The sequence below is a fragment of the Pseudomonas mucidolens genome, assembly GCF_900106045.1.
In the GTDB taxonomy this organism is placed as follows: domain Bacteria; phylum Pseudomonadota; class Gammaproteobacteria; order Pseudomonadales; family Pseudomonadaceae; genus Aquipseudomonas; species Aquipseudomonas mucidolens.
Genome location: NZ_LT629802.1, coordinates 1430994 through 1445997 on the forward strand (window position 1 = coordinate 1430994; position 15004 = coordinate 1445997).

At 59.3% G+C, this 15004-nt stretch carries 11 protein-coding genes and 3 pseudogenes; 7 read left to right on the forward strand and 7 right to left on the reverse strand.

From position 1 onward, the window contains the following. Nucleotides 1-198: 198 nt before the first annotated feature. A complete protein-coding gene (locus BLU75_RS07000) occupies nt 199-2070 on the forward strand; it encodes a SurA N-terminal domain-containing protein (protein ID WP_084379175.1) in 1872 nt (623 codons plus the stop codon). A 62-nt stretch (nt 2071-2132) separates the two neighbouring features. Here the strand turns inward: BLU75_RS07000 and BLU75_RS07005 are convergent, their stop codons facing one another. Next, nucleotides 2133-3317: an MFS transporter gene (locus BLU75_RS07005; RefSeq protein ID WP_084379174.1), complete on the reverse strand. Its 1185-nt coding sequence runs from the start codon at nt 3315-3317 to the stop codon at nt 2133-2135. A gap of 128 nt (nt 3318-3445) precedes the next feature. Here BLU75_RS07005 and BLU75_RS07010 point away from each other — a divergent pair, with 128 nt between their 5' ends. Beyond that, entirely contained in the window at nt 3446-4345 is a 900-nt protein-coding gene (locus tag BLU75_RS07010; protein WP_084379173.1) for a LysR family transcriptional regulator, read from the forward strand. Between the two features lie 89 nt (nt 4346-4434). After that, nucleotides 4435-5298, forward strand: a complete 864-nt coding sequence (locus BLU75_RS07015) for a DUF2242 domain-containing protein (RefSeq protein ID WP_084379172.1) — start codon at nt 4435-4437, stop codon at nt 5296-5298. Nucleotides 5299-5576: 278 nt separating this feature from the next. Here BLU75_RS07015 and BLU75_RS07020 read toward each other — a convergent pair whose 3' ends face one another. Continuing rightward, nucleotides 5577-6602, reverse strand: a complete 1026-nt coding sequence (locus BLU75_RS07020) for an AraC family transcriptional regulator (RefSeq protein WP_084379171.1) — start codon at nt 6600-6602, stop codon at nt 5577-5579. A 19-nt stretch (nt 6603-6621) separates the two neighbouring features. Next, nucleotides 6622-7752: a carbon-nitrogen hydrolase family protein gene (locus BLU75_RS07025; protein WP_084379170.1), complete on the reverse strand. Its 1131-nt coding sequence runs from the start codon at nt 7750-7752 to the stop codon at nt 6622-6624. Nucleotides 7753-7963: 211 nt separating this feature from the next. Here BLU75_RS07025 and BLU75_RS07030 point away from each other — a divergent pair, with 211 nt between their 5' ends. The 3 genes and pseudogenes from BLU75_RS07030 to BLU75_RS07040 all read left to right on the forward strand — a co-directional run. Beyond that, nucleotides 7964-10003, forward strand: coding sequence for an NADPH-dependent 2,4-dienoyl-CoA reductase (locus BLU75_RS07030; protein ID WP_084379169.1), 2040 nt, complete (start codon nt 7964-7966; stop codon nt 10001-10003). 72 nt (nt 10004-10075) lie between these two features. Continuing rightward, a complete protein-coding gene (locus BLU75_RS07035) occupies nt 10076-11014 on the forward strand; it encodes a 1-aminocyclopropane-1-carboxylate deaminase/D-cysteine desulfhydrase (protein WP_084379168.1) in 939 nt (312 codons plus the stop codon). A gap of 75 nt (nt 11015-11089) precedes the next feature. After that, nucleotides 11090-11583: pseudogene (locus BLU75_RS07040) on the forward strand (Tn3 family transposase); the annotation flags it as partial. A gap of 384 nt (nt 11584-11967) precedes the next feature. Here BLU75_RS07040 and BLU75_RS07045 read toward each other — a convergent pair. From BLU75_RS07045 to BLU75_RS07060, 4 genes and pseudogenes are all read right to left on the reverse strand, one after another. Then, nucleotides 11968-12690: a DUF4225 domain-containing protein gene (locus BLU75_RS07045; RefSeq protein WP_084379167.1), complete on the reverse strand. Its 723-nt coding sequence runs from the start codon at nt 12688-12690 to the stop codon at nt 11968-11970. Continuing rightward, entirely contained in the window at nt 12687-13172 is a 486-nt protein-coding gene (locus BLU75_RS07050; RefSeq protein ID WP_084379166.1) for an Hcp family type VI secretion system effector, read from the reverse strand. The genes BLU75_RS07045 and BLU75_RS07050 overlap by 4 nt, the downstream gene beginning before the upstream one ends. A 214-nt stretch (nt 13173-13386) precedes the next feature. After that, on the reverse strand, nt 13387-13932 hold the full coding sequence (locus tag BLU75_RS07055) for a cytochrome b (RefSeq protein ID WP_084379165.1): 546 nt from the start codon (nt 13930-13932) through the stop codon (nt 13387-13389). Nucleotides 13933-14046: 114 nt separating this feature from the next. Then, nucleotides 14047-14637, reverse strand: a pseudogene (locus tag BLU75_RS07060) (HAD family hydrolase); the annotation flags it as partial. Here BLU75_RS07060 and BLU75_RS07065 point away from each other — a divergent pair. Beyond that, a pseudogene (locus BLU75_RS07065) lies at nt 14631-14936 on the forward strand (LysR substrate-binding domain-containing protein); the annotation flags it as partial. The pseudogenes BLU75_RS07060 and BLU75_RS07065 sit on opposite strands and share 7 nt — an antisense overlap. Nucleotides 14937-15004 lie beyond the last annotated feature (68 nt).

A 15004-nucleotide genomic window follows, 5' to 3' on the forward strand; every position in this document is an offset into this window, starting at 1 on the left:
GCAAGTCTGGCCTGATAGCGGAGCGGCAGCAGACCCATTGAATCATCGGGTCGCCACGCTGGGGGTGTGGGTTCAAACCCCCGTTCGCTCTGCCAGTTACGAGAAGGCGCATCCTCCGATGCGCCTTTCTTCTATCCGGACTCTACCCACGCTCCACGGTTGCCTAAACTTTGAAGTTCAACCGTTTCTGGGGGACGCATGCTGCAGAATATCAGGGACAATTCACAAGGCTGGATTGCCAAAACCATCATCGGGATCATCGTTGTATTGATGGCCTTCACCGGTATCGAGGCCATTTTTCAGGCCACGACCAACAGCCAGGACGCGGCCAAGGTCAATGGTGAAGCAATCAGTCAAAACGAACTGAGCCAAGCGGTCGACATGCAACGTCGACAGTTGATGCAACAGTTGGGCAAGGACTTCGACGCGTCCTTGCTGGATGAAAAAATGTTGCGCGAGGCGGCCCTCAAGGGCCTGGTCGATCGCAAGCTGGTGCTGCAAGGCGCGGCTGACTCGAAGTTTTCCTTCTCGGAAGCTGCCCTGGACCAGGTGATCCTGCAAACGCCGGAATTCCAGGTGGACGGCAAGTTCAATGCGGAACGTTTCGACCAGGTGATTCGTCAGCTGGGCTACAGCCGTATGCAATTTCGTCAGATGCTGACTCAGGAAATGCTCATTGGGCAACTGCGTGCGGGCATTGCCGGCAGCGGTTTTGTGACCGATCAGCAAGTCCTGGCATTCGCGAAACTGGAAAAGCAGACGCGGGATTTCGCCACCGTCAACATCAAGGCCGACCCTGGCGCAGTGAAGCTCACCGACGAAGAGGTCAAGGCTTACTACGACCTGCACGCCAAAGAGTTCATGACCCCGGATCAGGTAGTCATTGATTACCTGGAATTGAAGAAGGCTTCCTTCTTCGATCAGGTCACCGTCAACGACGCTGAACTGCAGGCACTGTACGAAAAGGAAATCGCCAACCTTGCCGAGCAACGTCGTGCCGCGCACATCCTGATTGAAGTCAACGATAAGGTGAACGAGGCGCAGGCCAAGGCCAAGATCGAAGACATTCAGGCACGTCTGGCCAAGGGCGAGAGCTTTGAGGCGCTGGCCAAGGAGTTTTCCCAGGATCCAGGTTCGGCCAACAGTGGCGGTGACCTGGGGTATGCCGGCCAGGGTGTCTACGATCCAGACTTCGAGACGGCGCTGTATGCCTTGAAGACGGATCAGGTTTCGGCTCCGGTCCGTACGACCTTCGGCTGGCACTTGATCAAGCTGTTGGGCGTTGAAGCACCTGAGGTGCCATCGTTTGCCAGCCTGAAAGACAAGCTGACACGCGAACTGAAAACCCAGCAGGTTGAACAACGCTTCGTGGAAGCGACCAAGCAACTGGAAGACGCGGCATTCGAAGCCTCCGACCTGGCTCAGCCCGCTTCGGACCTGAAACTGACCGTGCACACTTCCGCTCCGTTCGGTCGTGAGGGTGGCGAGGGTATTGCCGCCAACCGTGCAGTGATCCAGGCGGCCTTCAGTACTGAAGTGCTGAATGAAGGTGCCAACAGCACCGCCATCGAGCTGGACCCGGAAACCATCGTGGTGCTGCGTGCCAAAGAGCACCGCAAGCCAGAACAACTGCCATTGGAAAGCGTCGCGTCGGCTATCCGCGCGCAGTTGACCAAAGAGCGTGCAAGCGCGGCGGCGAAGACCCATGCCGACGAGCTGATCGCTAACCTGCGTGACGGCAAGCTGCCGTTGGATAAGCTTGTGGATGGCCAGGAATGGAAAGCCACCGAAGCCGCCGGCCGTGGCGAGGAGGGGGTTGAACCCGCCGTGCTGCAAGCGCTGTTCCGCATGGCCAAGCCGGTGGCGAAGGATAAGCCGACGTTTACCGACGTGACCCTGCCTGACGGTAGCCTGGTGATTGTGCGCCTGGACGCTGTCAATGAAGCGGTTGCCCCGACCGATGAAGAGAAGGAGCAGTATCGTCGCGCCCTCGCTTCGCGTGTGGGTCAGCAGGACTTCGCTGCTTATCGCAAGCAGTTAGAAGCCGAAGCGGATATCGAACGCTTCTGATGATGTAACTGTGTCGAAAAAGACCCCGGCCTGCCAGCCGGGGTTTTTTTTGGCTGTCGGGATCAGTGTCCGGTTCGCAGGGTTGCTGTCAGCGCAAGCGCCGCCAACGCAACAACGGTCCAGGGAAAGGAGGTTACGCCCAAGCCCTGAAGTAACATCCCTCCGGCCAAGCCACCGCCGGCAATTCCCAGGTTCCATACGGTCACCAGCATGGACTGCGCAGCATCAGCCGCGTCGCCGGCCGATTTGGCCAGTGCTGTTTGCAGCAAGGCTGGCAGGCCCCCAAAGGCAATTCCCCAGAATGCCACCGTTACGTAGACCACGCAGGGCGAGTCGATCCAGAGTCCCAGCGCCAAGGCCGACGATGCGAACAGTGCGCAACTGATGATCAGCAACAGGCGCAGGCGCTGGTCAATCAATGCTCCAACAAGCCAGATACTCAACAGCGCCGCCAGACCAAATACCAGCAGCACCTGATCGATGTCGGCGGTGAGTCCGGCGGGCGCAAGCAGAGGGGCAATATAGGTGTAGAGAATGTTGTGGGCCAGCACATAGGTGAAGGTCACGAACAGCACCGGCCGTACCCCGCACAACCTCAGGACCTGGCGCAGGCCAAGGCGTTTTTCAGCACTTTGCCCGGCAAAGTCCGGTACCTGCCAGCGCACCCATGCCAGCAACGCGATCGTAAGCCCGGTCATGATCGCGAAACTCCAGCGCCAGCCGACCGCAGTACCGAGCAAGGCGCCGGCCGGTACGCCGAGAGACAACGCCAGGGGCGCACCGAGCATGGCCACGGCAATCGCACGACCTTGCAGATGCGGTGCCACCATACGACTGGCGTAGCCCGCCAGTAATGCCCAAAGCAGGCCGGCGAATACCCCGGCCAATAAACGCGCGGTCAGGGTCAGCCAATAATCGTTCGACAGCGCCGTGACACTGTTGACCAGCGCAAAGCCGCCGATGGCAATCATCAGCAAAGGTCGTCTACGCCAACCGCGAGTGGCGTAGGTCAACGGAATGGCCGCCAGCAACGAGCCGAGGGCATACAAGGTGACGAGTTGGCCGACCAGCGCCTCGGACACCTGCAGGCCGACGCTCATCTGGGGTAGCAGGCCCGCGGGCAATGCTTCAGTGAGGATGGTGATAAACCCGGCAGTGGCCAGCGCCATCAGTCCCCCGATGGGAAGGCGTTCACGATGGGGCGTGAGGTGGGCGGATGAGTCGGCGAGTGGGCTGCAGGGGTTCATGGGTATCGGCTCCATTTTTTCAATGCCTCAAGGTAAAGGCCAAGAATAGGGAGCTGGACAGCACAGAAAAACAGGCTAAGGTTCCGAACTTATCGGACGTTTTTGTCCGCAATGATCGGGAAGTGAGAATGGACAGCCTGGGCAGTATTTCGGTGTTTGTGCAGGTCGCGGAAACCCGCAGTTTTACTCAGGCCGGCAGGTTGCTGGGAGTGTCGTCCTCGGCCATCGGCAAAAGTATCGCGCGTATCGAAGAGCGCTTGGGCGTCAGATTGTTCCATCGCAGTACCCGCAGTATCACGTTGACCGCTGAGGGGGCGCTGTTTTTGGAGCGATGTCGGCGCATCCTGGCCGAGGTCGAAGCGGCGGAGCAGGAACTGACAGATGCTGCGACCACGCCCAGGGGTAAGTTACGCATCAGTTTGCCGCAGGTGAGAGGGCTGTTGATGCCGGTGCTGACGGAGTTTATGCGGGCCTATCCGGAGATTGAATTGGACGTGGACTTTTCCGATCGCATGGTGGACGTGATTGATGAAGGCTTCGACGCGGTGGTACGCACCGGCAAACCCGAGGATTCACGACTGATGGCCCGGCTGCTGGGCAATTACCGGCTGGTGTTGGTGGGTTCTACCGATTACTTTGCCCGATGTGGCACGCCGCAGCGGCCCGCCGACCTGAGTCACCATGCTTGCCTGCGCCATAAGTTCTGCGCCACCGGCAAGCTGGAAGCCTGGCCTTTACGCCATTTGCCGGAGGAGCCTGCGCCGGTGCTGCGAGCGCCGCTGGTTTCGACCACCATTGAGTCTCTCAACCATGTGGTCCATGAGGGCCTCGGGATTGCCTGTCTGCCGGACTTCATGGTGCGCGAGGCGGTTGAGCGGGGGAGGTTGCAGCGGGTACTGGATGATTACCTGGAGCACAGCGCAAGCTTCTGGTTGCTTTGGCCGTCCAGTCGCCATGCTTCGGCCAAATTGCGGGTGTTTATTGATCATATGAGCGTGAGGCTTTTTCCCGCAGAACCCGTCCGATAAATCGGTGACGTTTTACCGACAGGAATCCGCGCGCAGGCGTCACGATCTGTTGCACAATACCGCCCTGAGCGTTTTTCCCAGGAATTTCAATGTCGACATCATTTCACTTGCGTGGCCTCGGGCTGGCGCTGGTGCTGGCGGGCGCCACGGGCTGCTCATCGCCCAAGACCGCTATCTATGAGCATGAGAACTTCGACGACTCCGGTACGTTTTCACGCAACTATTCGGTCAGTGATATTGCGGCCTGCGAAGCGGCCCGGCGGGCGTTGCTCAGCCAGGGTTACATCATCACCAGCAGCGATCCGAAGCTGGTAAGTGGCAACAAGAGTTTCCAGCAGACGGGTGAAAGCCATCTGCAGATCAGCTTCAACGTGGTGTGCGCCGAGGATGGCGGCAACGATCATCAGGCGACGATATTTGCCAACGCCTTGCAGGACCGTTACGCGCTGAAGAAGGTCAACAATTCGGCCAGCCTCGGGGTGGGCGTGCTGGGCTCGGTCTCGATGCCGATTGGCTCCACCGACGACTCGATGGTCAAGGTGGCCAGCGAAACGGTCACCTCGCCGAAATTCTATGATCGTTACTTTGCGTTGGTAGATGTGTTTATGCCGCGCGAGGTGAAACCGGCGGAGCCTGCACCTAAGGCACCCAAGGCGGAACTGGGCATCCCGGAACCGAAGGCGGCGGCTGTTGAACCGACGCCGACACCAGCGGATGTTGCTCCGGCTCCGGCTCCGGCTCCGGCTCCAGTTCCAGTTCCAGTTTCGGCCGAGCCGGTTGCAGAGCCCGCGCCGCTGGCGCCGACAGAGCCGGATGGCTCGCAACCGTTGGCGCCGCCTCCGGAGGCGGCACCGATTGCTCCAGCGCCATCCGTGACCCCAGCCGAGCCGGTGGAAACCGCCCCCACCTTGCCGGCGCCCACTGAGCCGATTGCGCCGCTGCCGACGCCGTAGGGGCGTGGGCAGCCCCAACCCCTCAGGCGTTCAACATCCGGTTAAATCCACAGCGTGCTGCCACGTTTAATCTGAAAGGGCAGCAACTCCATGCACTAAACATTTTTCTGTCATGACGGCACTTTAGGCTGGTGATGCGGGTCCTTATTCAAGTACCGCTGTCATCACCACAAGGAGTCGAAAAATGGACGATTATCAGGAAGAATTGCTGGAGTATCAGGCATTCGAATTCGACCCCCAGGATCCGATAGACGATGCCACAGAGCTGTAGACCGGCGTCAGGCGGAATGCCGCTGACTGCGGCGAAATTCCCCTGGGGTCTGGCTGTTCCAGCGCTTGAAGGCCCGTTGAAAGGCTTGTGCTGAAGCAAAACCGAGCAAGTAGGCGATTTCCCCGAAGGCCAGTTCCGTGTCGCGAATGTAAGTCATGGCCAGGTCGCGACGGGTATCGTTGAGAATGGCGCGAAACTGCGTGCCTTCTTCGGCCAGTTTGCGCCGCAACGTCCAGGTCGGCAGCTTCAGGCGTGCCGCCACCTCTTCCAGGTCGGGTTCCCTCCCGCCATTGAGCATCGGCCCGAGCAAGCGGGTGATGCGTTCGCGCAGGCTGCGCGTACGGGTCAATTGTTCCAATTCCCTTTCACACATCTTGAGCAGCAGTTGCCAGGTACTCGGGCAGTGCTCGGGATTACGCAAGGCCAGGGTGGTCAGGCTCAAGCGTAACTGATTGGAGGGGGCCGCAAACTGGATCTGGCAGTCCCCCAGCACGCGGTAGAGGGGGCTGTAGTCGGGCGCGGCGAATTCGATTTCGACCCGCTCGGCCTGCAGCGGTTGCTGGCACAGGGTGGAGAGTTGATGCAGCCAGCCGGCGAGGATCGAGTCCACCACGAAACGGTTGTAGGCGTTGTACGGGCTGATGGAATAGAAACGTAGCCAGGCGCCCTGGGTATCTTCTTCAAAACTCGACTGGCCACGGTAATTGGAGCCGTAGAGTGCCTCGAAGCGCGTCAAGGTGCGTGCGGCTTCCCGCACGTTGGGCGCCTGGGCGGCGGTCACGCCGGCCAGGCCGAGCTGATTCATGCGGCTTAATTGGCCCATGCGCAGGCCCAGGCCCGGATCACCGGTCAGCTGGATGGCGGCATGCCCCAGGCGCATGTAGCGTGGGATCGACAGGCGCGCCCCGGACTCGCTCAGGCGGGCCGGGTCCAGACCGTATTGCAACAGCAGCGGCTGTGGGTCCAGGCCATGGCTGAGTAGCGCATCTGCGAGGGTATGCACAATGCCCACCGACAGGTCCCCGAGGCGCATCGGTGCAGGTTTCACGGGGTTACAACCACAGGTTCAGCAGGTGCGCGCCACGTGCGTTGCCGTTGGCAAATACCTCGCCGTTGGCGCTGAGGAAGCTCTGGCCGCTGGTGCCCTGATCCCAGAATTGCCCTCGCAGGAAGACGCTGATACCGGCGCTGGCCTGGCTGATGGGGACCCGGCTGATCAGGCTCAGGCGATGCCAGGCTTCGCCTTCGCTGAGCTCTTCCGGCTTGAGGCTGACTTCCGAGGGCGTGGAAGCGCTTTTGAAACCACGCCACGGTTTGTCCCAGGCATCACGGCCCACTACGAACGCCGGCACCGCGATCAACTGGGCACCTTGCTCGTTGAGCTTGCGGTAGTTGTCCGGGTACCAGCTGTCGCTGCCGATCAGGACTCCCAGGCGACCGGCCGGGGTGTCGACCACGTTGATTGCGCGCTCTTTACCGGACTCGATAAACGCTTGTTCATTGAAGATCGGGTAGAGCTGGCGCTGGGGCTGGCCCAGGGGCAGGCCATCGCGGTCGAACACCAGGCTGGTGTTGTACAGCGCGCCATGTCCGACCTGCAATTGGCCTTGGCTGACGCTGGGGTTGGGCAGGGTGATGGAGCCCGCCACCAGGGTGACACCGAACTCTTTGGCCAGGCCGCCAAACAGCACCTGGTAATCGCGCGCCATGCTCGAGGCTTTCATACGCAAGTGGGCGTCATCCATGCGGTTCTCGCCTTGGGCGCTGATCAGTGCTCGCAGGAACAGCAGCGGATTGCTTGCCGACAGCCAGTTCATCGCTTCTTTAAGACTTGCGGCCTGGTACAGCTGGTTTTTTTCGCCGCTGATCATCAGCCAGGTACCCACATGTTCCGGTAGCACGACGATGGTTTTTTCGTTGATCAGGCCCTGATCCCGGGCTTTGCTCAGATAGGCCGCCAGTTTCAGGTGCAAGCGTTCCAGGCTCTGGTAGTCCGCAGGGAACAGCTCCGGCTGGATACCCAGCAGGTTGCCGCGATCGGCGGGCAGCCCTTGATCGACTGCGAGGTTGATCCGCAGGTCCGACAGGTAATGCCCCACGGGGCGTTCCTGGGTCCACACCAGATAGGCACAAAGGGCGGCGACCAGGGCCATGGAGAGGGTCAAAGCAAGAAGTTTACGCATGGGGGAGCAGACAACGGACCGTGTGCGGGGTTCGCACCTAGGGTAGGGCCCATGGATCGGCTTGCCAAGAGGGACTGCGCATTTGGATCAATAAGTTGTCAGTTTCGGTCATTGAGCGGCAAGGAGTGGGCTCTTAGTCTGGGGGGCATAAACCGATGGGGCGCCGTTCGAGCGTCCCACGTCCCGTGATGATCCGTTGTGGAGCTGTACCATGACCGCTGTTGCCTACCCGCACCTGTTGGCCCCGTTGGACCTGGGTTTCACCACCTTGCGCAATCGCACCCTGATGGGTTCGATGCACACCGGTCTTGAGGAAAAACCCGGCGGCTTCGAGCGCATGGCGGCTTATTTTGCCGAACGTGCGCGCGGCGGTGTCGGTCTGATGGTGACCGGTGGCATCGGTCCGAACGATGAAGGCGGGGTGTATGCCGGTGCGGCCAAGCTGACCACCGAGGAAGAAGCGCTCAAGCACAAGATTGTCACCCAGGCCGTCCACGAGGCTGGTGGCAAGATCTGCATGCAGATCCTCCATGCCGGTCGTTATGCCTACAGTCCCAAGCAAGTAGCGCCGAGCGCGATCCAGGCGCCGATCAACCCGTTCAAGCCCAAGGAATTGGACGAGGCGGGCATCGAAAAGCAGATCAGTGATTTCGTCACCTGCTCGGTACTGGCCCAGGTTGCCGAGTACGACGGTGTGGAAATCATGGGTTCCGAAGGTTATTTCATTAACCAGTTTCTCGCCGCCCACACCAACCATCGCACCGATCGCTGGGGCGGCACCTACGAGAACCGCATGCGTCTGCCGGTGGAAATCGTGCGCCGGGTACGCGAAGCTGTTGGCCCGAATTTCATTATTATTTTCCGCCTGTCCATGCTTGATCTGGTGGAAGGTGGCAGTTCCTGGGAAGAAATCGTCCAGTTGGCCAAAGCCATCGAGCAGGCCGGCGCGACGATCATCAACACCGGTATCGGCTGGCACGAAGCGCGGATCCCGACCATCGCCACCAAGGTGCCGCGTGGTGCGTTCAGTAAGGTCACTGCGAAGCTGCGTGGCGCGGTGCAGATCCCGTTGATCACCACCAACCGCATCAATACCCCGCAAGTGGCCGAGCAGATCCTCGCCGAAGGCGATGCGGACATGGTGTCGATGGCCCGGCCGTTCCTGGCCGACCCGGACTTCGTCAACAAGGCTGCTGCAGGCCGCGCCGACGAAATCAACACGTGCATCGGTTGTAACCAGGCGTGCCTGGACCACACGTTCGGCGGCAAATTGACCACATGCCTGGTCAACCCACGCGCCTGTCACGAGACTGAACTCAACTACCTCCCGGTCAAGCAGATCAAGAAAATTGCCGTGGTCGGCGCCGGGCCCGCGGGTCTGGCTGCGGCTACCGTCGCAGCCGAGCGTGGGCATCAAGTGACACTGTTCGATTCGGCCAGCGAGATCGGTGGCCAGTTCAATGTCGCCAAGCGGGTGCCGGGCAAGGAAGAGTTTTTCGAAACCCTGCGTTACTTCAAGCACAAGTTGCAGACCACCCATGTCGAGCTGTGCCTCAACACCCGTGTTGATGTCGCCCAACTGGTGGCCGGCGGTTACGAGGAGATCATTCTCGCCACCGGCATTGCGCCGCGCACGCCGGCGATACCGGGTGTCGAAAACCCCAAGGTGCTCAGCTACCTGGACGTGATCCTCGAGCGCAAGCCGGTGGGTCGTCGCGTGGCGGTGATCGGTGCCGGCGGTATAGGTTTTGACGTCTCGGAATTCCTGGTGCATCAAGGCGTGTCCACCAGCCTGGATCGCGACGCGTTCTGGAAGGAATGGGGCATCGACACCCGGCTGCAGGCGCGCGGCGGGGTGGCCGGGATCAAGGCGCAGCCCCATGCGCCGGCCCGCGAGGTGTTCCTGTTGCAACGCAAAACCTCCAAGGTCGGTGATGGCCTGGGCAAGACCACCGGCTGGATTCACCGTACCGGGTTGAAGAACAAGCATGTGCAGATGCTTAACAGCGTCGAGTATCTGAAGATCGACGATCAAGGCCTGCACCTGCGCATCGGTGCCGAAGGCGAACCCCAGGTGCTGGCGGTGGACAACATCATCATCTGTGCCGGTCAGGACCCGTTGCGCGAACTGCAGGATGGCCTGGTCGCCGCCGGCCAGAGCGTGCATCTGATTGGCGGTGCCGATGTGGCCGCCGAACTCGACGCTAAGCGCGCCATCAACCAAGGCTCGCGTCTGGCGGCCGAGCTGTAAGTCGCAGGCTGAGAATGCGTTCGAAGGGGCAGTGTTAGACTACTGCCCCTTTTTTCATGCAGATCGGTTGTCATGGGTCCTTTTGACTGGCTCCCCCACGCTCCCCTTGAACCCCTGCACCTGGGTTGGCTTGCCGCTGCCGGGGTCGAGGTGGCGGTGCTGCGCCTGGACCGCATTGATCCGCTGATCAGTGGCAACAAATGGTTCAAGCTCACCGAGCATCTGGCGCAAGGACGGGCAGCCGGGGCCACGGGCATCATCAGCCTGGGCGGTGCTCATTCCAATCATCTACATGCCTTGGCCGCGGCCGGGAAGCGCTTCGATTTTCCTACGGTCGGCCTGTTGCGCGGACATCCGCAAGACACGCCGACGGTGCTCGATCTGCAGGCGTTTGGTATGCAGTTGCACTGGCTCGGTTATGGCGGCTATCGGGCGCGGCATGCGCCGGACTTCTGGCAACCCTGGCGCGAACGCTACCCGCAGTTGCGCCCGGTGCCGGAAGGCGGGGGCGGATTGGCGGGCGCGCGGGGCTGCATGACATTGGTGCAGCAGGCGCGCGCGCAGTTGAGTGGGCTGGGTTGGGACGATTATCACGGCTGGTGGCTGGCTGCCGGCACCGGCACCACCCTGGCCGGGCTGGTTCTCGCCGAGGCGGGCGCTCATCGGGTGTATGGCGCCCTGGCGGTGCCGCAGGATCACGGTGTGGCGCAGCAGGTCGGCGCCCTGGTGCAGACAGGCTTTGAGCTGCTCGATGCCAGTCGTGGTGGGTTTGCCAAGGTCGATCCGCGCTTGCTGGATTTCATCCAGGCCACCGAGGCTGCTAGCGGCTTGCCGTTGGAACCGTTGTATACTGGCAAGGCGCTGCTCGCCCTGCAAACCGAGGTCGAGGCGCGACGTTTTGCGCGCGGTACACGCCTGATTTTTGTCCACACCGGTGGCTTGCAAGGCCGCCGGGGTTTTAGTCTGGGGTTTGGGGGGAGTAACGGAACAGAAAGCGCACTTAAGCCCTAGCAGCGTCGTTCAGTGCCTTCTTCCCAGGCTATTTCCACCCGAGTGATGACGACCAAGCCCTCCTACCGCTGCACGGCGAACACAACCGCACTGGTGGCTGTACAAAGCCAACTGGAACTGGCTCAGGTCTGGGGCGGCGGCGAGGTGGCCTCCGCCGATGGCATGCGTTTCGTTGTACCGGTACGCACGGTGCATGCTGGCCCCAACCCGAAATATTTCGGTACCGGGTGGGACGTCACCTGATACAACCTGATATCCCATCAGTTCTTCGGTCTGAACGCCATCACGGTGCCTCCACCTTGCGTGACAGCTTGGTATTGCTTGCGGTTGTGCTGGAACAACAGACCGAATTGCAGCCAACACAAATCATGAGCGACACCGGCGTCTACAGCGATGTGGTATTCGGGTTGTTCCACCTGCTCAGTTATCACTTTTGTCCGCGTCTGGCCGATGTCGGTGGTACCCACTTCTGGCGCACAAGCCCTGATGCGGATTACGGCAAGCTCGGCGGACTTGCTCGCCAGTCGGTCAAACCCGACCTGACCGCCGAACATTGGGATGATTGGCTTGAGGGAGGGGCAGTTGTGTACCTAATTGATCAGGATGGGGACATCCTCAGTGGGACTGATTAGATGTGAGTTTACTTTCGTGAAAAGCAGCGTCTTGGATTGTCTTTACTCGGGAGACAAAACGTTTGAAGCAGGGCACTTATAAAAGCGACCCATCGGATTATATAGTCACTTCCAAAAAAATCTTTGGATGGTAGATATAAAAAAATATAACCATAGCGAGCTACGCTGAGTTGATTTGCCCCCCAAAGTATAAGCAATGTAAAAAAAAGCCAAAACGTTCCATGCGTAAGGTTGGCTCCTGAAATTCTTCTTGAGATTGAGTAGAAGGCCAAGAAAGCTGCGAGCGATGCAAGTGAATATAATACCTCTATAAGTAATGTGTTACTTGTCACGGTTTTTGGTCTCCAGATACATGGAGCTTGCTGTCGCAGTGTCGGAAACAACTTCAAATGTTAATGCGGCCTTGCTTGAATTTTCATATCCGCGAACATAATCAGCGCGCACATATCTAAATAAACGCCATGCATCTGGTTTTAATATCAGTCTGCCAACGCCGTATGCGGAAAGCCCCAAGTCAACGGATCCATAAGCCATATCCCCTTCAAAGGCTCCTCCGCCCATCATTTTTGCAGCCTCTTGATAACCCTTCCTGACAGGCCCCTGTGTATCTGAGCGACCTTCCCATAAGTTTCGCCCATTTTCATACGCATTATTGGCACCATGTGCCATCAGAGGGGCACCAGCGAAAAGGCACAGCGTACCGACTGAGCCGTAGCATATCCCAGCACCTGCTGCGAATTGAAGGGCTCCGGCGATTGCTCCCACGCCTTTTTGAGCCACCTCTAGTGATTGGCTCAGCAGGCTGTTCTGTTCGTTCTTGAGGTCGTTTAGACCCTGCTCAGGGCTTTTTTTACCCTGCTCGACATCATTAACAATGCTTCTCGCGTAATAAGCAACCTCGCGGTTGAATTGCAAACGCAGCGTGCCGTCTTTGATGTGTCTAGCCCCTAACGTGCTGGCTTGACTTCCAAGTTTTCTAGCAGCGTCACTGACCATCCAGTAGTCACAGCTACCAGGTATGCAATTTGCGCTTGTTGGTTTCATTCGTTATTTCCCCACGTACTATATCCGCTGGTGCCAGCAGAGTGGTGGGTCCAAGTGATGTCTCGGTAACGGATGGCGAAATGTTCTTGCGGTTCGGCGTCGTGTTGCAAAATAGCGTGAGGCATTTCAAGAGTCAGGTCAGCAATAATTCCACCATTGATCGAGATGGAATAGAATTTCTCCTGCATGCCAAAGGAAGACACACGGTAAAAACTGATGGTACAGTTTATTTCTTCTCTGCTTGAGAGCGCTTGAGCTAGTAGAGGTGATGACTTATCAACGTTTTTTGTGATGGTGATTGGGTTGTGTGTTGGTTTATTAATATTTCCAATATTGGCCATATTGTGGCTGTAAGACAGCACCATAATTTCGTCTGCATGAGCAGCCTGACACTTGTTACCAATAGAGTCTTGGGTTGAACAACCCGCTGAAATCAGTCCTTGAACCTTGCCGGTGATCGTCATGTAACCGTGGTTAGCCATACATACCACTCCTGTTAGTCAGCCGAACATCCTATTACAGGGCTATCAGGTGCGCTGTAGGGCTTTTCTGAAAAGGCATGCGAAATATTTCGTACCTGGAATCGACGGCGGCTCCGTGAAAAATCAGTCTTGGTAAGTCTGTGGGTAGGTCGCGAAACCAAGGTATCCGAGCTCAAGTGCACTTTCTGTTCCGTTGCTCCCCAAACCCCAGTCTTTAGCGCTTGGGCAGCATTCGCCGGAGTGTGTTATCGCGCATCACGTAGTGGTGATACAGCCCCGCGACCGCATGCAAGCCCACCAGCCAATAACCCAGCGTGCCGCCTAGCGCATGCCAGCCTTTGATCTGCTTGGCCAGCGCTTGGTCTGCGTCGATCAGCGGCGTCAGTTCGAGGCCGTAGAACCACACCGAATTCCCGGCTGCGCTGACGACCAGCCAGCCGAGGATCGGCATTGCCAGCATGAACACATACAGCGCCCCATGCATCAGCGTGGCGAGCAAGGTCTGCCATTGCGGCGCTGCCGGTACAATCTGCGGTGCCGCGCCACGGGTGCGGGCAAACAGGCGCAGCCAGACCAGCACGAACACACTCAGGCCCAACATGAAATGCAAGGCCTTGAGCAACGCGCGGCCGTCGCTGTCCTTGGGGAACACCCCGCGAAACTCGATGGTGGTGTAGACCAGCACCAGCAGCACCAGCATCAGCCAGTGGAGGGTGATGGAAACCTTACTGTAACGGGACTCGGTGGGTGTCCACGGCATTGCGTCATTCCTCACTCATCAGGGACAAAACTCCGTTCTCTGGCGACGGAGTCCAGCTAATTTAACCCTGTTTTTCAAGGGCTGCCCGAGTGAGGGCCGATGTATTGATCTCGATCAACTGGCTTGCGGCATTTCACCGCGCGCAAGCCGCTGGTTGATGTCGGCGATAACGCCCGGTAGGTCGCGGATGGTGTCGATCAGGTAATGCGGGCGCGAGTCGGCGAACAGCACCTCGATCCACCTGTGCTCGGCACTCAGGGTGTCGGCGTCCAGCGCCTTGAACTGCGCGTAGGGCAGGCCCAGGGCGTTGCCCGAACAGGTCAGCGCCACTGTCCACATTCCGCCGCGACGGCCTTCGAGAATGCCCGGCACGGTGTTGTCGATTTTCACGCAGGCCGCCACATCCTCGATACCCAGCGCGATCACGTTGGTCAGCGCTTGTGCCGGCCACGGACGGCCATTCGGCCCCTCGTCGGTGGCGACCATGTGGTCGGCAACATAGCCGTTGCTGGCGTCCAGTGCTAGGACTTTGTCCATCACCTGCTTGGGATACCCAGAGCACGAGCTGATCTTGATCCCTTGTGCGCGCAGGCCGGCGACGGTGTCCAGGGTTCCAGGAATCAACGCGTAATGCTTGGCGATTTTATCGATCTGCAGCGGTATGAAACCCTGATAAATCGCCGTTACGTCGTCATCGGCAGGCGATCATGGTGCTGCGCGAACCCAGCTCCATCACGCCTCGCACCTTCGTCGCGGCCTGCGCCGTGGCGGACGTGCAGCCCAAGGTGTTGCTGGAACTGGACAGCCGAGAAGCGGTGACCGAAACCGTGGCCGCCGAACTGGGCATCGGCGTGGTGTCCTCGGCGGAGCTCAGCCGTGATCCACGGGTACAGGCGATTCCCATCCGTGGCGAAGGGTTGGTGAACCGCCACCTGCTCGGTTGCATGGAGCGGCGCCGGGAATTGCGCTTGATTCAGGCCTTTTTCGAGCTGGCGTCGAGCTGAGGCGCCTGCAACGCTGGCCGGTTTTTGGTGGAACAGAGTGTTTTTGCCCTATAAACTCTGTCGCCAAA

Bases quoted from the DNA above. Each gene is read 5' to 3' on its own strand.
- BLU75_RS07005 (WP_084379174.1), bottom strand. From the start codon at position 3,317: ATGAACCCCTGCAGCCCACTCGCCGACTCATCCGCCCACCTCACGCCC.
- BLU75_RS07055 (WP_084379165.1), bottom strand. From the start codon at position 13,932: ATGCCGTGGACACCCACCGAGTCCCGTTACAGTAAGGTTTCCATCACC.
- BLU75_RS07030 (WP_084379169.1), top strand. From the start codon at position 7,964: ATGACCGCTGTTGCCTACCCGCACCTGTTGGCCCCGTTGGACCTGGGT.
- BLU75_RS07015 (WP_084379172.1), top strand. From the start codon at position 4,435: ATGTCGACATCATTTCACTTGCGTGGCCTCGGGCTGGCGCTGGTGCTG.
- BLU75_RS07020 (WP_084379171.1), bottom strand. From the start codon at position 6,602: ATGCGCCTCGGGGACCTGTCGGTGGGCATTGTGCATACCCTCGCAGAT.
- BLU75_RS07035 (WP_084379168.1), top strand. From the start codon at position 10,076: ATGGGTCCTTTTGACTGGCTCCCCCACGCTCCCCTTGAACCCCTGCAC.
- BLU75_RS07025 (WP_084379170.1), bottom strand. From the start codon at position 7,752: ATGCGTAAACTTCTTGCTTTGACCCTCTCCATGGCCCTGGTCGCCGCC.
- BLU75_RS07045 (WP_084379167.1), bottom strand. From the start codon at position 12,690: ATGAAACCAACAAGCGCAAATTGCATACCTGGTAGCTGTGACTACTGG.
- BLU75_RS07050 (WP_084379166.1), bottom strand. From the start codon at position 13,172: ATGGCTAACCACGGTTACATGACGATCACCGGCAAGGTTCAAGGACTG.
- BLU75_RS07010 (WP_084379173.1), top strand. From the start codon at position 3,446: ATGGACAGCCTGGGCAGTATTTCGGTGTTTGTGCAGGTCGCGGAAACC.
- BLU75_RS07000 (WP_084379175.1), top strand. From the start codon at position 199: ATGCTGCAGAATATCAGGGACAATTCACAAGGCTGGATTGCCAAAACC.